At 58.3% G+C, this 19481-nt stretch carries 19 protein-coding genes; 12 read left to right on the plus strand and 7 right to left on the minus strand.

Going from position 1 to position 19481, the window contains the following annotated elements:
* Nucleotides 1-6 precede the first annotated feature (6 nt).
* The 4 genes from AACZ86_RS02795 (at nucleotide 7) to egtD (ending at nucleotide 3154) form a co-directional block, all read left to right on the plus strand.
* A complete protein-coding gene (locus tag AACZ86_RS02795) occupies nucleotides 7-237 on the plus strand; it encodes an HIG1 domain-containing protein (RefSeq protein WP_339689173.1) in 231 nt (76 codons plus the stop codon).
* A 12-nt stretch (nucleotides 238-249) separates the two neighbouring features.
* On the plus strand, nucleotides 250-828 hold the full coding sequence (locus AACZ86_RS02800; RefSeq protein WP_339689174.1) for a cob(I)yrinic acid a,c-diamide adenosyltransferase: 579 nt from the start codon (nucleotides 250-252) through the stop codon (nucleotides 826-828).
* A 194-nt stretch (nucleotides 829-1022) separates the two neighbouring features.
* A complete protein-coding gene (egtB, locus tag AACZ86_RS02805) occupies nucleotides 1023-2174 on the plus strand; it encodes an ergothioneine biosynthesis protein EgtB (protein ID WP_339689175.1) in 1152 nt (383 codons plus the stop codon).
* Between the two features lie 26 nt (nucleotides 2175-2200).
* Entirely contained in the window at nucleotides 2201-3154 is a 954-nt protein-coding gene (egtD, locus tag AACZ86_RS02810; RefSeq protein ID WP_339689176.1) for an L-histidine N(alpha)-methyltransferase, read from the plus strand.
* Nucleotides 3155-3157: 3 nt separating this feature from the next.
* Here egtD and AACZ86_RS02815 read toward each other — a convergent pair whose 3' ends face one another.
* Complete coding sequence (locus tag AACZ86_RS02815; RefSeq protein ID WP_339689177.1) at nucleotides 3158-4249, minus strand: DUF1176 domain-containing protein; 1092 nt, start codon at nucleotides 4247-4249, stop codon at nucleotides 3158-3160.
* Between the two features lie 76 nt (nucleotides 4250-4325).
* On the opposite strand from AACZ86_RS02815, the gene AACZ86_RS02820 reads away from it, so the two are divergent.
* The 5 genes from AACZ86_RS02820 (at nucleotide 4326) to AACZ86_RS02840 (ending at nucleotide 9707) form a co-directional block, all read left to right on the plus strand.
* Complete coding sequence (locus tag AACZ86_RS02820) at nucleotides 4326-5195, plus strand: 3-hydroxyacyl-CoA dehydrogenase NAD-binding domain-containing protein (RefSeq protein WP_339689178.1); 870 nt, start codon at nucleotides 4326-4328, stop codon at nucleotides 5193-5195.
* Between the two features lie 102 nt (nucleotides 5196-5297).
* Nucleotides 5298-6443: an epoxide hydrolase family protein gene (locus tag AACZ86_RS02825; protein ID WP_339689179.1), complete on the plus strand. Its 1146-nt coding sequence runs from the start codon at nucleotides 5298-5300 to the stop codon at nucleotides 6441-6443.
* Between the two features lie 6 nt (nucleotides 6444-6449).
* A complete protein-coding gene (locus AACZ86_RS02830; RefSeq protein WP_339689180.1) occupies nucleotides 6450-7370 on the plus strand; it encodes an ABC transporter permease in 921 nt (306 codons plus the stop codon).
* A gap of 4 nt (nucleotides 7371-7374) precedes the next feature.
* Entirely contained in the window at nucleotides 7375-8163 is a 789-nt protein-coding gene (locus AACZ86_RS02835) for an ABC transporter permease subunit (protein ID WP_339689181.1), read from the plus strand.
* Nucleotides 8160-9707 (plus strand): ABC transporter ATP-binding protein, encoded by a 1548-nt coding sequence (locus AACZ86_RS02840; protein ID WP_339689182.1) that lies wholly within the window; start codon nucleotides 8160-8162, stop codon nucleotides 9705-9707. Before AACZ86_RS02835 ends, AACZ86_RS02840 begins: the two co-directional genes overlap by 4 nt.
* 57 nt (nucleotides 9708-9764) lie before the next feature.
* Here the strand turns inward: AACZ86_RS02840 and AACZ86_RS02845 are convergent, their stop codons facing one another.
* From AACZ86_RS02845 to AACZ86_RS02865, 5 genes are all read right to left on the minus strand, one after another.
* Nucleotides 9765-10679 (minus strand): TorF family putative porin, encoded by a 915-nt coding sequence (locus AACZ86_RS02845; RefSeq protein WP_339689184.1) that lies wholly within the window; start codon nucleotides 10677-10679, stop codon nucleotides 9765-9767.
* Between the two features lie 204 nt (nucleotides 10680-10883).
* The gene (locus AACZ86_RS02850; RefSeq protein WP_339689186.1) at nucleotides 10884-12185 is read right to left on the minus strand and encodes a mechanosensitive ion channel domain-containing protein; all 1302 of its coding nucleotides are present in this window, start codon (nucleotides 12183-12185) and stop codon (nucleotides 10884-10886) included.
* Nucleotides 12182-13381 (minus strand): cystathionine beta-lyase, encoded by a 1200-nt coding sequence (gene metC, locus AACZ86_RS02855; RefSeq protein ID WP_339689187.1) that lies wholly within the window; start codon nucleotides 13379-13381, stop codon nucleotides 12182-12184. The genes AACZ86_RS02850 and metC overlap by 4 nt, the downstream gene beginning before the upstream one ends.
* A gap of 26 nt (nucleotides 13382-13407) precedes the next feature.
* Entirely contained in the window at nucleotides 13408-14244 is an 837-nt protein-coding gene (sseA, locus tag AACZ86_RS02860) for a 3-mercaptopyruvate sulfurtransferase (RefSeq protein WP_339689188.1), read from the minus strand.
* Nucleotides 14245-14435: 191 nt separating this feature from the next.
* Nucleotides 14436-15590, minus strand: coding sequence for a hypothetical protein (locus AACZ86_RS02865; RefSeq protein WP_339689189.1), 1155 nt, complete (start codon nucleotides 15588-15590; stop codon nucleotides 14436-14438).
* Between the two features lie 148 nt (nucleotides 15591-15738).
* Here AACZ86_RS02865 and queF point away from each other — a divergent pair, with 148 nt between their 5' ends.
* The 3 genes from queF (at nucleotide 15739) to AACZ86_RS02880 (ending at nucleotide 17782) form a co-directional block, all read left to right on the plus strand.
* Entirely contained in the window at nucleotides 15739-16209 is a 471-nt protein-coding gene (gene queF / locus AACZ86_RS02870; protein WP_339689190.1) for a preQ(1) synthase, read from the plus strand.
* The gene (locus AACZ86_RS02875; protein ID WP_339689191.1) at nucleotides 16209-17297 is read left to right on the plus strand and encodes a glutathione S-transferase; all 1089 of its coding nucleotides are present in this window, start codon (nucleotides 16209-16211) and stop codon (nucleotides 17295-17297) included. Before queF ends, AACZ86_RS02875 begins: the two co-directional genes overlap by 1 nt.
* Nucleotides 17298-17380: 83 nt before the next feature.
* Nucleotides 17381-17782: a thioesterase family protein gene (locus tag AACZ86_RS02880; RefSeq protein WP_339689192.1), complete on the plus strand. Its 402-nt coding sequence runs from the start codon at nucleotides 17381-17383 to the stop codon at nucleotides 17780-17782.
* 38 nt (nucleotides 17783-17820) lie between these two features.
* Here AACZ86_RS02880 and AACZ86_RS02885 read toward each other — a convergent pair whose 3' ends face one another.
* Nucleotides 17821-19401: a helicase HerA-like domain-containing protein gene (locus AACZ86_RS02885; protein WP_339689193.1), complete on the minus strand. Its 1581-nt coding sequence runs from the start codon at nucleotides 19399-19401 to the stop codon at nucleotides 17821-17823.
* Nucleotides 19402-19481 lie beyond the last annotated feature (80 nt).

Consider the following 19481-nt stretch of genomic DNA (forward strand, 5'->3'; position numbering starts at 1 on the left):
GAATTTATGAGCTATATTTTGATATTGATGATCATCGTGGCAGCGGGCGCTGTCGTTTATGCACTGGTTCGCGGGCTGATCGCCTTCGCCAATATGGAACCGGGCGATGTTGATGCCGATGGCATCACGGCATCGCACAAGAAGCAGAATGAAATGATGTTTGCCCGCGTCAAATATCAGGCGATTGCGATCGTGCTGGTGGTCGTGTTGCTGGCACTGGCGGGCGGCCAGAGCTAGTCGGCTCCCCCGATGGTAAAACTCAACAAGATTTACACGAAAACCGGCGATGACGGTACGACCGGACTGGTCGACGGTTCGCGGCTGGCCAAGAATGCTCCGCGCATGGCAGCGATCGGCGATGTCGATGAACTGAACAGCGCCCTCGGTCTGGCGATTTGCGACATCACGGACGGTGCGCTGGTCCAGACTTTGCGGGTTGTCCAGAATGATCTGTTCGATCTGGGTGCCGATCTGGCAACACCGGCAGCAGAGGGTGATGATTTTGCGCCTTCGCAAATGGTGCTTCGCGTGGTGCCGTCACAGGTCGAGCGCCTGGAAACAGAAATCGATACGGTGAATGCCGATCTAAATCCTCTGACCAGTTTCATATTGCCCGGCGGCTCGAAAGCGGCCGCGGGCATTCATTGTGCGCGGGCCATTGCCAGACGCACCGAGCGTAGCTGTGTTGCCGCGGCTCAGGAAATGCGCATCAATCCACAGGCGCTTGCCTATATCAATCGCCTGTCCGACTATCTGTTCGTGCTTGGCCGGGCGCTGAACAATGGCGGCGCAGACGATATTTTATGGGTGCCCGGAGCATCGCGCTAGGCGGCAGTTTCGCAACGCTTTCCGAATTCCTGCAACCATCCGGCGCAAATATGCGTTGTTGACCCAGTCATTGTTCGCTCTATGTTCTGAAAGGAATCAGAGCATTCACCGGAGTAGGACCGATCGCAAGCCAATCTCAACGCCCGTTTCCGTCCTCGCCCGGTTCGGCCAATGCTCCCCGATCAAGCGTGCTGATGGATCGTTTCCGGGAGGTGAGGAACCATTCGGTGCGCCTCGCCGATGGCTTGAGCGATGCCGATGCAACCGCGCAATCGATGGATGATGCTTCACCGACAAAATGGCATCTTGCCCATATCAGCTGGTTTTTTGAAACCTTCCTGTTGCGCGATCATGTAGCGGGCTACCAACTGTTCAACGAGGCCTATCCCTATTTGTTCAACAGCTATTATGAAGCCGAAGGGGCAAGACATGCCCGGCCGGAGCGAGGCTTGCTGACGCGCCCGTCGCTGGCAGAGGTGATGGCCTATCGCAGCCATGTCGACAATGCGATGACCGAAGCGATGGCCGGTTTCTCCGACGAATTGCTCGATCTGGTCGAACTCGGTCTGCATCACGAACAACAGCATCAGGAATTGCTGCTGACCGATATATTGCATCTTTTCTCCCGCAATCCGCTGAAGCCTGCTTATTCCAGCGCAGCGCCCGTCCGTGCCGCTGAACCCGGACCCCTGCGATGGATCGAAGGCAGGGCTGGCGTCCACCAGATCGGTCATGATGGTCAGGGCTTTGCCTTTGATTGCGAAGGTCCTCGTCACGACGTGCTACTCCATCCCCACGCGATCGCCAGTCGTCCGGTGACCAATGGCGAATGGCTCGCCTTCATCGAGGATGGCGGTTATCGCGAGGCACGCCACTGGCTGTCCGACGGCTGGGCCTGGGTGCGGCAGCAAGCCATCGAAGCGCCATCATATTGGAACCAAAGTTCAGATCAGGAATGGGCCGAGTTCGGACTTTCGGGTAATCACAGGCTCGATCCGTCGGCACCGGTCAAACATGTCAGCCACTATGAAGCCGATGCCTTCGCAACATGGGCTGGCGCGCGGTTGCCGACCGAAGCGGAATGGGAAGTGGCCGCCGATGACGGCTTGCCTGGCACCGGTGCCGTCTGGGAATGGACCGGCAGCGCCTATTTGCCCTATCCCGGCTTCAAGTCCGCCGACGGCGCGGTCGGCGAATATAATGGCAAGTTCATGTCCGGCCAGTCGGTCCTGAAAGGTGGCAGTATCGCCACCCCGCCTCAGCATATCCGGCCCAGCTACCGGAATTTCTTCTACCCCCACCAGCGCTGGCAGTTCTGCGGACTGCGGCTCGCCAAAGATATTTGACGCAAAGGACGCCCCCTCCCATGGACATGACCACTTCAGTCGTTGATCATACCTTTCGCAAGGACGTAAGGCGCTGTTTCGAACAGCAGACCTATGCGATGCCGGCCCGCTGGCTCTATGATCGCCGCGGATCGGAACTGTTCGAGGAAATCACCGAGCTACCCGAATATTATCCGACCCGCACCGAGACAAAATTGCTGCAGGCGAACGGGGCCGCTTTCGCAGCGGCAGTGGGGCCGAACCGGGCGGTGATTGAATTCGGTTCCGGCAGCTCCACCAAGACTCCCCATCTGCTGAAGGCGATCGATCCGGCAGCCTATGTCCCGATCGATATTAGTGGCGAGTTTCTCGAGCATAGCGCATCGCAGTTGCAGGACGAGTTTCCTGACCTACCGATACATCCGGTCGAGGCCGATTTCATGAAGCGGGTTGAACTGCCCGAGGCCGTTGCGGGCATGCCAAAGCTCGGTTTCTTTCCCGGCTCCACGATCGGCAACATGATCGCCCGTACTTCGGTCGATCTGCTGCGCTTCATGCGGGAAACATTGGGTGAGGGTGCGCAACTTCTGATCGGCTTTGACCGGATCAAGGACCCGGAGATACTGGTCAACGCCTATGACGATAGCGCCGGTGTGACGGCGCAATTCTCGCTCAACCTGCTCCACCGGATCAATCGCGAACTGGACGCGGATATCCCCGTCGAGCAATTTCGGCATATTGCCGTCTGGAACGACCTTTATGCCCGGATCGAAATCTATCTCGAGGCCCAGGCCGACGTGGAATTTTCAATCGACGGCAAAGTCTACAAATTGGTCGAGGGCCAGAGGTTGCATATTGAAAACAGCCATAAATATGGCTTGCGCGATGCCAGGCTTATGTTGCGGGCGGGCGGCTGGACACCGTTGCACGAATGGAGCGACGAACGGGATTATTTCACGCTGATGCTCGTAGAGGCGCACCCGCTCAAGCACGCACCCTGAAATTTATTTGGTTGCCGGTCCGGCCGATTCGAGCTTCTGATAGTTTGCCCGCCAGATGGTGATCCAGTCATAGGCACCCCGGCATTCGGGCATCGCGGTGGCGTCGGTCATGCGGAACCGTTCCCCGTCCCAGACATAATTTTCAGCGCTGCCGCAATCACCCAGTCCACGGCCCTTACCGTAGCTGCTGAGCGTCTGGTCCTGCTCGTCCCAGCTGGCGTTGATCAGCAAGGGATCAGTGCCTTCGCCGCCCCAACTGGGCTGACGGTCAAATTTCGCGGGCGTGAAGGTCCAGCCCTCGGCACTGTCTTTCCGATATTCGCCGATAAATGGCGCGCTGGAAAAATTATAGGCGCCGGAGCCACAGGATATCAATATCAGTGCCCGGTGTAGATCACCGCGTTTGCCAAGCGGATAGGCTTGATCCTCGATCAGGCCATAGCGCTCCTGCTTGCATTTTGAATCCTCGGCGAGCGCGACAAGGGCGCTGGCTTCGGGCACCAGTTTTGCGGGTTCCCACCGGTCGACAAGGATCACCGGTATACTGGTGTTGGCCGGCTCGAACGTCCGGTTTCCCTTCGCGACCAGAGCGCTTTGGGTGCCGGCGCGGTTCTGTTTTTGGTCGATGTAACGCAGGGCGGCGGATGAACCGGCCAGAGACGTCCGGGTGATATTCTCGCCCGCCGGTCCTTGCAAAACCAGAAGCTTCCCTTTGATAATCGCCTGCGCCACTTTCCTGGCATCTTCGCCAACAATTTCGATCGGATAGTCGCCCTGGACAATTGCGCCTGTATCAACCAGCTTTCCGTCGATGATCATCTTGTAGCGGTCCATTCCCTTGGCCTCGAACAGGACGCGCACTTTGAAAATATCATCGCTGTCTGCGGTCCGGACGATGGAGACCGGCCCGCCCCAGTCATCAAAACCTGCTTCGCCATTCTCCGACATCAGCGAGACGGCTTCGCAATTGCCGCCATTGTCGCAGCCAGCGGCCCAGTCCTTGAACGTGCGGATTTCTCCCGGCTGTGGAACCGGCAAAGCAGCAGTCGTGGCGAGTATCGCGAATATTCCAGCGATGAAACTGATAGGGGGCATAATTGCAATCTAGCCAGTTTGACCGACAATCGCTAGTGGCTTGTTGAATCATAATGAATAGCCAGAAAGACATGAAATGAAAGCAATCGGCATTATCGGATCGGGACAAATGGGTGCCGGCATCGCACAGGTTTCAGCGCAGGCAGGCTATCATGTCTATTTGTCCGATGTCAGTCTCGAGATTGCCGAACGCGGCAAGGCCGGTATTGCCAAGCAGCTGGCGCGGCTGGTCGAAAAGGAAAAGATCGAACAGCAGGCGGCCGATATCGCATTGGGGCGTATCGAACCGATCGTGCAGCTCGACCCGATGGCCAATGCCGACATCATCATCGAGGCCGCGACCGAGCGTGAAGAAATCAAGCGCCAGATTTTTGCCGCAGCGTCCGAGGTTCTCGGCCATCAGGCGATCCTGGCGAGCAATACCTCGTCCATTTCGATCACCCGGCTGGCTCAGTCGGTCAAAGATCCATCGCGCTTTGTCGGCGTGCATTTCTTCAACCCGGTGCCGCTAATGGGACTGGTCGAGGTCATCCGTGGTCTTGCAACCAGCGACCAGACCGCAGCCATGGCGAGTGATTTCGCCAAAGCGGTCGGAAAAACGCCGGTGATGGCCAAGGATTCACCCTGTTTCGTCGTCAATCGTATCCTGCTGCCGATGCTCAACGAGGCTTTCTTCGCATTGGGTGAAGGCACGGCGTCGATGGAAGATATCGATCGCGGTGTTCAACTGGGACTTGGCCATCCGATGGGGCCGATCACCCTGGCCGATCTGATCGGTCTCGACACATTGCTGGAAATCATGCGCGTGCTGCAGAACGACTTTGGCGATCCGAAATATCGCCCCGCCCCGATCCTGATGAAATATGTCGAGGCCGGCTGGCTGGGTCGCAAGACGGGTAAAGGCTTTTACGACTATTCTGGCGAAGTACCGGTCCCGACGATGTGAGCGGATGACCGTTCATCCCGGGATTTTTCAAGGGATTAAAGGTTAGAATGAGTTTATCGTCCTGTGCAAGGCTCAGGTCGAACGGATATAGGATGACATATTATGAGTGACGAAATCAGAGACTATAATATTGATATCCCGAAGACCGCGCTGGACGATCTGGATATCCGGTTGCGCCATGTGCGCTGGCCTGATCCCGAGCCGGTTGACGACTGGTCGCAGGGCATTCCGCTCGATTATGTCAAAACCATCGTCGAACATTGGCGGACCAGCTATGACTGGCGGCGCTGCGAGGATGAGCTCAACCAATATAGTCATCATCTGACCGAGATCGACGGCGTCGACATCCATTTCATGCATATCCGATCGCCGGAAGCCGAAGCACGGCCCCTGATCATGACCCATGGCTGGCCGGGATCGATCGTCGAGTTCATGGATGTGATCGGTCCGCTCACCGACCCGGTGGCTTATGGCGGCGAAGCAAAAGATGCCTATCATCTGGTGGTCCCGACGCTGCCGGGTTTCGGTTTCTCGGGCAAGCCGACCGTGACCGGCTGGGGAATGGAAAAAATCGCCAAGGCCTGGGACGTGCTGATGACCCGGCTCGGCTATGACCGTTATTTCGCGCAGGGCGGTGACTGGGGCGGGATGGTGACATCGGTTATCGGCGCGCAAAACCTTGGCCATTGTGCAGGCATTCACGTCAACATCGTCGTGGTTGGGCCCCCTTCCGAAGAAATCATGGCTGATCTGACGCCGGCCGAGAAAGCATCGCTGGCGCATTTCGCTGTCTATCAGACGCAAGGCACCGGCTATGCAGAAATCCAGCGGACCCGGCCGCAGACGCTCGGCTATGGTCTGGCGGATTCGCCGGTCGGCCAGATGGCCTGGATCATGGAGAAATTCCAGGGATGGGCGGAAGGAGCCAAGGCGCCCGATGAAAATTTCGATCCTGACCGTCTGCTCGACAATGTCATGATCTATTGGCTCAACAATGCCGGTGCCTCGTCGGCGCGATTGTATCGTGAAAGTTTCGGCGCGCCCAATATTGACCCGGTCGACATTCCCTCCGGATGCAGTATTTTCCCCAACGAGATCATTACCCCCTCACGCCGATGGGCTGAACAACGGTTCAAGGATTTGCGCTACTGGGGCGAGCCCGAGAAAGGCGGCCACTTCGCAGCGATGGAAGTGCCGGAATCGTTCATCGCCGAAGTGCGGAGCTGTTTCGGCGCAATGGAGCTCTAGCGGCAGGTGCTGACCCTGATCACCCGGCGGCTGTTGACGGCAATCCCGACGCTGCTGGTGATCATATTGGCTTCCTTCTTTCTGATGCGGCTGGCGCCCGGCGGGCCGTTTGATGGCGAACGCCTGCTCGATCCGGCCACACAGGCGGCATTGCAACAGGCTTATGGTCTGGATCGACCGCTGTGGGAGCAGGCATGGCTCTATGTTTCGCGGCTGGTGCAGGGGGATTTCGGCCCGTCTCTGGTCTACCGCGACTTCACCGTATCGGAACTGATTGCGCAGGGCCTGCCTATCTCCCTGATGCTCGGGGGGCTGGCGATATTGCTGGCCCTGGCCATCGGCGTGACGGCAGGCCTGTTTGCCGCTGTGCGAGCCGGAAAAGCCGTCGACAAGACGATCATGATGCTGGCGACGGTTGCCACCGCGCTGCCGACCTTTGTCACCGGGCCGGCGCTCGCGCTATTATTCGGTCTGTGGCTGGGTATGTTGCCGGTCTCGGGAACCGGTGAAGGGGTCGCATGGCTGATCATGCCCGTGGTCGCGCTCGCGCTGCCGGTGTCGGGAGCGATCGCCAAGCTTACCCGCGCCGGACTGGCCAGCGTGCTCAAGCAGGATCATATCCGCACCGCGCGGGCACGCGGCCTATCCGAAACGAAAATCCTGATGAAACATGGATTGCGGCCCGCCCTGGTCCCGGTCGCCAGCTATCTCGGTCCGGCAGCGGCGGGTCTTTTGACCGGCGCGGTCGTAGTGGAAACCGTCTTCGGGCTGCCGGGCTTGGGCCGCTATTTTGTCCAGGGGGCGCTCAATCGCGACTATCCGCTCGTGCTTGGCGTGGTCACGCTCTACGCCGCGCTGATCATCCTCTTCAACCTGTTCGCCGACCTGATCTACGGCTGGCTCGATCCCAGAATGCGGGAAGGGTGAGGCGATGCTGAAACGCCATTTCCCTTTATCGATTGTCCTCGTGATTGTCGCATTGGCCTTGGTATTGCCGTTCTTGTTGCCTTGGACCTATGACCAGATCGACTGGGATGCCGTGCGTGCGCCGGCGTTCACCGGTTCGCATATTTTCGGTACCGACGAGATTGGCCGGGACCGTCTGGCACGGCTGGCCGCAGGAACGCAGATCACTCTGATGGTCGCTATTGCGGCGGCGCTGGTTTCGCTGATCGTCGGCATCACCTGGGGAGCGACCGCTGGCTGGATCGGCGGAAGAGTCGACGAGGCGATGATGCGGATTGTCGACGGTCTCTACGCGCTGCCCTTCATGTTCATTGTCATCCTGCTGATGGTTGTCTTCGGGCGGTCGATATTGCTGGTGTTCGTCGGCATCGGGCTGGTCGAATGGCTGACCATGGCGCGCGTGGTCCGGGGGCAGGTGATGGCGCTCAAGCAGCGGCCCTTCATTCTTGCTGCCGAGGCAGCGGGGACGCCGTCGATCATGATCATGCTGCGCCATATTTTGCCGAATATCGCCGGTGTCGCGTTGGCCTATTTGATGCTGACCGTCCCGCAGGTGGTGATGGTCGAGAGCTTTCTGTCCTTTCTCGGGCTTGGTGTGCAGGAACCGCTGACCTCGCTGGGCATCCTGGTCAAGGAAGGTGCCGATGACATGGATATGACACCGCTCGGTCTGTTGCTGCCCGGCGGTCTGCTGGTGGTGATACTGGTCTGCCTGACGATAGAGGGCGAGCGGCTGAGAGACCGCTTCTCGTGAGCCTTTATGAGATCCGCAATCTCGCCGTGGCCATCGCCGGCAACCGGCTGGTGGAGGATGTCAGCCTGACCGTCGAACCGGGCCAGTGCACCGCGATCATCGGTGCGTCCGGTTCGGGAAAAAGCCTGACCTGCCTGACGCCGTTCGGGCTGACACCCGGTATAGCGACCGGCTCGATCTGCCTGGACGGTATCGATCTCGCCAGTGCAGATGCCGATCAATTGAGAGATGCGCGGCGCAGGCTGAGCGGCTTTATTTTCCAGCAACCACTGACCGCGCTGACTCCCCATCTGACGGTCGGCGCGCAATTGCAGGAAGCGACGATGCAGGCGGGATCGGCGCGGCCTTCGCGGAGAGAGCTGGCACAAAAACTGGAGCGTGTCGGCCTGTCTCGCCCCGACGAGCGACTGGACCAGTTCCCGCATCGATTATCCGGCGGTGAACGGCAGCGGGTTATGATCGCCGCCGCTATCGCGCACAGTCCCAAATTGCTGATCGCCGACGAACCGACCAGCGCTCTCGATGCTTCCTTGCGAGCCGAGATCATGGACCTGCTCGATCAATTGCGCGCCGAGCGGGGGCTGGGGATGTTGCTGGTCAGCCATGACCTTGCTTCGGTTGAGGGCCATGCCGATCAGCTGCTGGTGATGGACAAGGGCAGGGTAGTGGAAAACGGGCCGACGGCCGACGTCATTGCCCATCCTGCCGAAGATTATACGAGGCGCCTGATCGCGGCCACGCCGCGTCTTGACGAGCCATTGCCGAAGCTAGCCGAGCCTGGTGATGAACTGCTTGAGACCAGAGATGTTGGTGTAGAATTTCAACGGCCCGGTTGGCGTCGGGGAAATATCCTCGCCGTAGAGAATGCGGGCATCATGATCCGGCAAGGCGAATCCCTCGCATTGTTAGGCGGCTCCGGTTCCGGAAAGTCGACACTGGGGCGCGCCATCGCCGGTATCGGGCCGGTGACCCGGGGCGAAATCCTGTGGCAAGGCAGCGCGCTTCCCGAGCGCCGGCAGCGCAGTCTGGAAATGCGGAGGCTTATCCAGCCGGTTTTTCAGGATCCGGTCGCCAGTCTCGATCCGCAGTGGCAGGTTCTCGACATCGTCACCGAACCGCTGCGCAATCTGAGGCCCGATCTGACAAAGGCCAAACGCGACGATCTGGCGCGGCAGGCGCTGTCCGATGTTGATCTGGCGGAAGGTTTCCTGACCCGTATGCCTGCCAGCCTGTCCGGTGGACAGGCGCAACGCGTAGCGATCGCCCGGGCGATCATTGCGGCTCCGCAATTGCTGGTGCTGGACGAGGCAACATCGGCGCTCGATCCGCTGGTCGGAGCAGAGATTCTGAAACTTCTTCACCGGTTGCAGGTAGAGAACGGGCTGAGCCTGCTATTCATCACCCATGACATCGCTGCTGCCCGCCGATTATGCCACCGGATCGCGGTGATGGATGATGGACGGATCGTCGAGACCGGCGATTTGCAGACAGTCATCGATAATCCGCGGCATGCGGCTACGCAAAAACTTGTCGCCGCTAGTTAAAAAAAAAGGCCGCCCGGTTGTCCGAGCAGCCCCCTTTTTCAGCGTGACGATGTGAATTTAGAAGGAGACGCCGAGAGTGAAGATGAACGCAGAATCGGTGAAATCTTTCTGGGCCGGGGAATCATCGGTATCCGTATAGGCTACTCCCAGCGTCAGGTTCGGGGAGATTGCATAATCAACACCCAGTGACCAATCGACGTAATTGCTGTCTGTGCCTTGCAGGGTACTGAGAAAGCTGTCGCCATCCGAATAGCCCAAATGAGCATTCAAGGTCAGCGGAGTGTTGGGAATGCCCGCACTCAGGTCTGTGTAAAGATAGATATTGTCTTCATCGGCCAGAGCGCTTTGCCCGCCCCATGAATAGGCAGCACCGACAGTGGCTTCAACTGGACCGAGGGTCGCAGAAACGGAAGCATAAGGTTCAAAGAAATCGGTTGCTCCACCGCCAACGCCGCCAGCGTCAGGATAGAAATAATATAGCAAACCAACGTCGGCGGAAATGCCCGACGCTATTTCACCGGACCAGCCGCCGTAAATATCAAGCTCGGTGCCGCCGGCAAAGTTGATCGAAGAGCCCCATGTTCCGACATAAAAGCCGCTTTCATGACCAATATCGATACCGCCTTGAATGGCTACGTCGCCGCCGGATTGGGCAACGCCACGAAAACGATAGTCGCTTGTGACGGCCGCGTTTCCGGAAATAGTGAAAGCACTGGCAGATTCCTCTGCGTCCTGTGCGAAGGCTGGTGCGGCCGTGCTGGCCAGCAAGATGGCCGAAAGGCCGACGATGGTGGACTTGGCTTTGCCGCCAAGGATAATTTTATTGGACGTGCGCATGGAAATACCTTTCTCGTTAATGCGTATCGCCCCTCCTGGCATAGTCTCAGCTGTTTTTTTATTACGCCAGATGCCCCGAACGCGAACAGTCTTTAAACATGCACGGGAAAGCTGCTCTATAATATTGCGGTGCACAAGAAAGAAAATGACAGGAAAGATGACATAATCATCGGTTGTTGCACTTGCGCCACAAACCGCATTTTCAACGCCTAAAATTTAGGCGAATTCGATTCAGGGTGATTAATAATGCGTCAATCGGTTGTGCGGGCCCTCCTGGACGGCGCCGATTTTTATGATCGTGTTTGGGCTGGCGAGAGGCGATTCTAGCGAGCGACCGGCCTATTTGGGGCCGGTCGCGAGCTTGACCGTCCCGCCTTCCGGTAATGACCGGATATGCACGTCGCGCTGCGGGAACGGAATTTCGACCCCATGTTCCTTGAACAGGTCCCAGACCCGTTTGAGGATCGCCGCCTTGAAATTGCCGACTCCCGATTGGGGATCCTTGATCCAGCAGCGGATCTCGAAATTGACGCTACTGTCACCAAATTCGAGCATCCAGACCACGGGTTTGGGGTGGTTCAATACCCGCGGCACGTCGACGCAGGCCTGTTTCATCAGGTCAATCGCCTGATCCATGTCCGTATCGTAAGACACTCCGATCGGGATGCTGATCCGCACATTGGGGCTGGAATAGGACCAGTTCTCGACTTCGCGCGTCATCAGATCCTCGTTCGGGATCAGATGCTCCTTGCCTTCGCGAGTCAGAACCGAAACCGCGCGGACGCCGATCTTGTTGACCCAGCCGTATGTATTGCCGACCGCGATCACGTCACCGGGCTTGATTGAACGGTCCATCAGCAGGATGATGCCGGCAATCAGGTTGCCGATTGTTTTCTGCATACCGAAGCCGATAGCCAGGCCAAAGGCGCCGGAAAATACCGCCAGCGCGGTCAGATCGATCCCGACCAAATCGAGGCCAAGAACAAAGGCACCGGCCAATATGGCGACGGTAGCCAGCTTCTGGCCCAGAAGCTTTTGCGCGCCGTCCAGCTCGCTGTTGCCGATGATATAGGTAACCAGTTTCATCAGTACGCGGGCAACCGCGAGCAGGATGACCGCGGTCATCGCCACGGTCACAAGCCAGAGCAGAGAGAATCTCTTCGTGCCGATGCCGAATCCGACCTTGTCCAATGCTTCGGTTATCGGAGCGATCCCGCCGACCAATCCCGATCCGATACTCACGAACAGCGCAAGGCCGATGACGGTCCCGAGCCAGTCCGGCATCCGCACGCCGCGGATCAGGTCATTGGCAAACAGGCCAACCGTGATGGCGATGGTCAGAGAAAAGACGACCTGGGCAATGAGGTGCCAGGGATAGAAGGACAGGAAAATGCCGCATAAAATGAAGGTCGTGGCGCGCCGCGTCATGTCGCGGATACGGCGACCCGCTAGCTCGCTCTCGTAACCTGCCCGCGCTTCCCAGAGGTGGCGCAGCTTGGGGCCGATATAATTGCTGAGATACCAGCCGGCGGTAAGAGATAACATGACCAGTGCGGCGGCAACGGCACCTTCTATATATTGGACGTTGCGGGGAGTGTCGGAAGTCAGAGTCTCCAGATATTGGAACGCATTGTCTATCATGGTTGCGCACTGTGGTAATGTTCGAAGCCTTTGGCAAGGTCCGCAGTCAGATCATCGGGGTCTTCCAGACCGATATTCAGCCGTACCAGCGGGCCTTTCCCCGTCCACGCGGTTGCCGTGCGATGCTTTGCCGGATCGACCGGCAGGGCGAGGCTTTCAAATCCGCCCCAGCTATAGCCGATGCCGAATAGCGTCAGCGCATCGATGAAAGCGGCGCGGGACTGGTCGTCACCATCCGGCAGCTCGAAGGAAAAGAGACCCGCAGACCCCTTGAAATCGCGCTTCCATATGTCATGCCCCGGGCAATCGGGCAGGGCAGGGTGGAGGACGAGGCCGACCTCGGGCCGGTTCTTCAGCCAATGCGCAATTTGCAAGGCGCTCGCTTCATGCTGCCGCAGACGGACGTCCAGCGTCCGCAATCCGCGTGCAGCCAGATAGGCATCATCGGGGGAGACGACCTGACCGAGTTGCTGGGCAGTCCGTCGCAGCCGAGTCCAATATTTGCTGTGCGTGGTCACGGCTCCCATCATCACATCGCTATGACCGACAATATATTTGGTGGCGGCGGTGATGGCGATATCAACGCCATGTTCCAGCGCCGGGAAAAAGCGCGATGTCGCCCAGGTATTGTCGAGAAGGGTGATTACGCCTGCCGCACGAGCCGCTTTGCAAATCGCCGGTACGTCCTGAACCTCGAAGGTCAGGCTGCCGGGGCTTTCCATCAATATGGCTTTTGTCTGCGGACCGATGAGATTGGCAATATCCGCACCAATCATCGGATCATAATAGCGCGTCGCAATGCCCATGCGTTTGAGAAAGGCATCGGCAAAACTGCGACTGGGATCGTAGCTGCTGTCGGTGAGCAATATTTCGTCGCCCGGCTGCAGAATGGCGAGCAAAGCGCAGGAAATGGCGGCGACACCGGAGGGGTAAAGCATGGTCCCGGCCGCGCCGGGCTCCATTTCGGTCAGTGCATCGGCCAGTGACCATTGGGTCGGAGACCCGCGCCGGCCATAGAAAAAGCGGCCGTCATCGTTGGATTTCAGGCCTTCCCGAAGATGGGCTACATCGTCGTAGAGATGCGTACTGCCACGCCAGACGGGCGGGTTGACGACGGCTCCGGTCCATATTTTCCGGCGACCACCGGTAACGACCTGGGTCGCGGGCTTTTTCGAACCAGAGCCGTTGTCAGCCAATTATAATTCCAGCAGCGCTGGCATATTCAGACGGTTTCTTTCGGGGTATCCGCATCGGCGCCCCATTCGGCCCAGCTGCCGTCATATAGTGCTGTTTTTTCGGCACCGGCAACCGCCGCTGCAAAGGATACAACCGCTGCGGTCATTCCCGATCCGCAGGTTGTGATCAGAGGTTTCGAGAGGTCGACACCAGCATCCGTAAAGATCGCCTTGATTTCGTCAGCGCTTTTCCATGTTCCGTCAGCGTTGAAGAAGCTGCTGTGCGGAATATTGGTCGAGCCGGGGATATGGCCAGAGGCTAAGTTGCCGCGCGGGTCCGGTGTTTCGCCGCTGAACCGGTCTGCGGGCCGTGCGTCGACAACCTGCTCGTCCTTGCTGTGCAGGTTCGCCAGCAGATCGGCCTTGGTGCGAACGTCCTTGTCGTCTTTCCAGACGGTAAAATGGCGGTGGCGCAATGCTTCCTTGCCGGTTTCCAGCGGCCGGCCTTCGGCCTTCCACTTGGCGATGCCACCATCAAGAATGGCAACTTCATGCGCGCCGAAAATCGTCAGCATCCACCAGGCGCGTGCTGCGCTCTGCAGCGGGCTGTCATCATAGAGAACCACGCGGCTGCCGTCGCCCAGACCGAGCGATTGCATCCGGCTGGCAAATTTTTCCGCCGGTGGGAGCATATTCTCGACGGGATTGCTGGAATCGGTCAAATCACTGAGGTCCATGAAAACTGCGCCAGGGATATGGCCAGCCTCATATTCGGCCGCAGGATTGCGTCCGGCATCCGCCATGAATTTTGTCGCGTCGACTACTCGTAAATCAGACGCACCCAGTTCGTTGGCTAGCCAGTCGGTCGATACCAACAATTCCATATTAAACTCCTCATGCCCGCAATTATTTGCGCTATTCGTCCCGCCGTTTAGCGATTCGATTTCCAGACGTCGAGGCTATAACGCATTGTCCCGCGAATCTACCGCTATGTGCTTTTTTTACATCGAATGTCGTCGAGGCCAGTAAAGGTTTGCGATGCAATCAACGGGGATCGTCGACGGAGAAGAAGAACTTATCCTGCAGCGAGCGGGCGGTGGCCTAGCGGGGTAAAGCTGCGCGGCCCCGTGTCGAGCCGGAAGGGTGCCATTTTCTGGCGCGGTGGCTGGTGTTCCTGGCCGACCAGATAGGCAGCGGTCTGAAAATGCTGGAATCCGGCACTATCGGTAAATTCGATCGAGATCTGGACCTGCGGCACGAATAAAGCCTGAGAACGGAAAACTATCGGAGCGATACTGGTCAAAGGGACACGAAATTCGCTGATAATTGTCTCGGATTGGTCGACCGGGAGGTTCGCGACCTCGTGCAATGGCGACAGATCGGTCAAACCGGGCGCGCCGGTGCCATGTTCCCCGGCCTGCACCATATTGCCGAACACCCTGATCCCGGTCAGCATCTCCTCACCGTGGTTGGAGAGTGTGAGCTCGAAGGCTAGCACCGCGTTGAACAAGGTCGCATTGGCCGTATGTGGCCGGAAGCCGATGGCAACGACAGGTGGAGCGACAGGCGCAACTACAGGAGCGATGACGGGGTCGAGCGGTGGTGGGTTTTTAGCCAGACGGGTCGTTGCGTGATCGGCTTCTGCGGCAGCCGATGGCTTCCGGGAGGCCTTTCGCGGCCGCCAAAATAATATCGCACCCAGCAAAAGGACGAACAGGGCTCCGGCCAGCAAAAGGCGCCAATCATATGCCGTCGCTGATGGGCGCGGATCCGTCGCGGCTTCCGGCGGCATCGGCTCCGGATCGATTGTCTCGGTCGGAACCTCGGGCGGTTGCAGAGGCTCGTCTGACGCAGCCTCAGGCCTTGTTTCCGAAAGCTCCGGTTCCGGCTGGGCTATCTCGTCCGCGGTTTTCGGGCGGGTTGGCGCTGGCTCGGTCGGTTGTTGCTGCCGACTGTTGCTGCTCTCGCTCGGACGGACCAGCGGGGTGTCGGATTGCGGGGGTATTCTTGCGGGGGCTGTGCGCGGCGTAACAATCGGTGGTTGGGCAAGTGGAATGTCGGCGTCTGCCGGTCCTTGCAAACCGTCATTCTGTGGCGTGCTGTCAGGTCCGGGCGGCAGCGAATAGCTTTCCACCGATGACGGGGTTCGCGGGTTTGGCAATGGTTCATCGGCCGATGTTTGCGCCACAGCCATTGCGCCCGGTAGCAGCAGCAAAGCTGCGCCGGTCAAAATATTCCTGAAGCGATTATGTGCGATCGACTGAAAAACAACCATGTCCCTGTGCATTCCCGGACCGAATTGCCACCCGAAGCGCTGAACCGTCGATGAATGCAGCAGGGGTGATGACATGAAGCGCCCCGTGCACTAGATAATCTGCATGAACCATGATCCTTCCGCTCCGCCAGCACCGAAATTTTTGGGCAAGACCAGTGCCATGCCCGCGTCGCCCGAAGAGGCGATACTTGACTATGTCCCCAATCCTCGCGCTGGCGAGCTCTATCTGACGCGCTTTGCCGTGCCGGAATTCACCTCGCTTTGTCCGGTGACCGGCCAGCCGGATTTTGCCCATCTGGTCATCGATTATGCGCCGGATCAGACGATCGTTGAATCAAAATCGCTCAAGTTGTTTCTCGGATCGTTCCGCGACCATGCTGCCTTTCACGAAGATTGCACGGTCGGCATCGGCAAGCGGCTGTTCGACGAGATGCAACCGAGATGGCTGCGGATCGGCGGCTACTGGTATCCACGCGGCGGCATTCCGATTGATGTGTTCTGGCAATCGGGCGAGCCGCCAAAGGGACTGTGGTTGCCCGACCAGGGTGTGGCCGCTTACCGGGGCCGAGGCTGATGACGCATAAATTCTACGGTGGACCACTGTCGCTCTATTCCGGCAAGGCGCGAGCCTATCTCGACTGGAAAGGGGTGGATTACGAGGAAATCCTCAGTAGCACGGAAGTCTACAAGACGATTATCGTGCCGAAAGTGGGCCGTCCGGTCATTCCGGTGATGGTAACCGAAACAGGCGAAACGCTTCAGGACACAACACTGATCATTGACCATTTCGAAGCCGAGATCGGCGGACCGTCCGTCTATCCCGATACGCCAAAACAGCGGCTGGTGGCGTTGCTTATGGAAGTATTCGGTGATGAATGGCTGGTGATTCCGGCGATGCACTATCGCTGGAACTATAATGAAGAATGGGTCTACGGCGAATTTGGTGCCGTCGCCGCGCCGGAAGCCAGCAAGGAAGAGCAACTGGCCATCGGTCGCGAGCGTGGCCAGACGTTCAAGGGCTTTTGCCCGATATTGGGGATTAACGAGCAGACGATTCCTGCGATTGAAGCGAGCTATGAAGCGCTTCTCGCCGATCTCGACCGGCATTTTGCCCAATATGATTATCTGCTGGGTTCACGTCCCTCGATTGGTGATTATGGGCTGATCGGGCCGCTTTTTGCCCATTTGTACCGCGATCCCGCTTCGGGCGAGATCATGAAAAGACTGGCACCGAAAGTTGCCGCTTGGGTCGAGCGGATGGTGGATGTACAGCAGCCGCTGTCCGGAGAATTTCTACCGGATGACGATATCCCGCAGACCTTGGTGCCCGTGCTGGAAAGAATGATGGCGGAGCAAATGCCATTCCTGCAGAAAACTGCGGACCTGTTTGCTTCCTGGGCCAAGGCCAATCCGGATATGGAAATCCCGCGCGCCGTCGGGATGGCGGACTTTGCCGTCGAGGGCGTGACCGGACAACGCATCGCGCCGCCGTTCAGTCTTTGGATGCTGCAGCGGCCGCTGGACTATTATCGGGATTTGCCTGATGCTGACAAACTGGCGGTGGATGAATTTTTGTCGACGATTGACGGTGCATCGGCGTTCCGGAATTTCACGGCGGAACGGCGAGTTGCGTTCGAAAACTTCAAGCTTGGCCTTGCCTGATATGACGATCTGCTCCCGGATTCCGGAGCATGAATCCAGTTTGCCCTATCAATCGGCCTCCGCTAATCTTATATATTGGTGATATGAACAGTATTTCACACCATCACAGCATTGCCATCGAGGCGTCTGACATTGATTTCATGGGACATGTCAACAATGCCAATTATCTGACGTGGGTGCAGGAAGCTGTGGTCGCGCATTGGCAGAAATTTGCGCCGTCCGAAGCCGTCGCCGATCATTTGTGGGTGGCGCTTAAACACGAGATAACCTACCGGAAACCGGCATTTCTCGACGATGATGTGATCGCCGAAGTGTTGCTCGAGAAAGTACATGGAGCGCGGGCCTTTTACAGCACGATCATTCGTCGCGGCGAAGAGGTGCTTGCCGAAGTGCAATCAAGCTGGTGCTGTATCGATGCCGATACCTTGCGTCCGACCCGTCTGGCGAAAGATATTGTAGCGCGATTCTTCGGTAGCAAGGATTAGCTGGTTTGCTGCGCCGTTAAAGCGCAGCATGATAGCGATTAGCGCATCAATCCGCCGATCAGATTGCGCACGAAACGTCCGGCCACAGGCCCGGCAAGATCCGTAACCACCGAACCAACCGCAGAGGTCACGCCTGACTGCACCGGATTGGCACGGGACTTTTTGCCCAGCATCGTCGAAGCCGCCATGCCGGCCGCTGAGCCCATCGCCACCTTTGCGCCACGACTGAAGGCTTTCTCCCAGATGCTCTTGCTCTTGCGCGAGCGTTTGCCGACTTCGGCTTCACCCTTTTCCTCGACTTCTTGTGCGGTTTCGGTGGCGTCGATCACCTTCTGCGCCAATATTTCCTCGGCGCTGTTCCGGTCGATCTCTTCGTCATATTTGCCGTCATAAGGCGAGATCGATTGCATGATCGCGCGTTCCTTGACGGTGACCGGCCCGAGGCGCGAGCGCGGCGGCTTGATCAGGGTCCGCTGGACAATCGAAGGTGCGCCGTCCTCGAGCAAGGTCGAGACCAGCGCTTCGCCGACGCGCAATTCGGTGATCGCCTGCTCGACATCGAGATCTGGATTGATCCGGAACGTGTCGGCGGCCGCCTTGATCGCTTTCTTGTCGCGGGGGGTGAAGGCGCGCAGGGCGTGCTGGACGCGGTTGCCGAGCTGGCCGGCGATTTTCTGGGGAATGTCGATCGGATTCTGGGTGACGAAAAACACCCCGACGCCTTTCGAACGGATCAGGCGGACGACCTGCTCGATCTTGTCTTCAAGCGCCTTGGGTGCATCGTCGAACAGCAGATGCGCTTCGTCGAAGAAGAAAACCAGCTTCGGTTTGGTCGGATCGCCGACTTCCGGCAGCGTCTCGAACAGTTCGGCGAGCAGCCAGAGCAGGAATGTCGCGTATAGTTTCGGACTGCGCATCAGCTGGTCGGCGGCGAGCACGTTGATATAGCCGCGACCCTGATCATCGCATTTGATGAAATCATCGATTTCCAGAGCGGGCTCGCCAAAAAACTGGCCCGCGCCCTGGCTATCGAGTTGCAGCAGCTGGCGCTGGATCGCGCCGACGCTGGCCTTGCTGACATTGCCATATTTGGCGGACAATTCTTTGGCATTTTCTGCGGTATAAGCGAGCATGGACTGCAGATCGTCGAGGTTGAGCAGCAGCAGGCCTTCTTCGTCGGCAAAGCGGAACACGATATTGAGCACGCCTTCCTGCGTGTCATTCAGGTCCATCAGCCGCGCGAGCAATAGCGGCCCCATTTCCGTAATCGTGGTCCGGATCGGATGGCCCTGCTTGCCGTAAAGATCCCAGAATATTGCCGGATTGTCGGAATAGGCATAATCGCTCATGCCCAGTTCGCTGGCCCGCTCCTCCAGCTTGTCGGCATGTTTGAATTGCGAGGAACCGGACATGGAGACCCCGGACAGATCACCTTTGACGTCGGCAACAAAGACCGGCACGCCGTTGGCGGAAAAGCTCTCGGCCAGCCCCTGGAGCGTCACCGTTTTGCCGGTGCCGGTGGCGCCGGCGATCAGACCGTGGCGGTTGGCGCGAGACAGGGCGAGGCTTTGCCGTTCGCCGCCGCCCAGTCCGAGAAAAATTTCTGTCGCATCGGCCATCGGCGAATTCCCTCAATTGTTTTGCAAAGCTGCGCCTAGCTTGACGCAAAAAAAAGGCCGGCGTCAAGCACCGGCCTTTT

Source organism: uncultured Parasphingorhabdus sp., assembly GCF_963975735.1.
Taxonomy (GTDB): domain Bacteria; phylum Pseudomonadota; class Alphaproteobacteria; order Sphingomonadales; family Sphingomonadaceae; genus Parasphingorhabdus.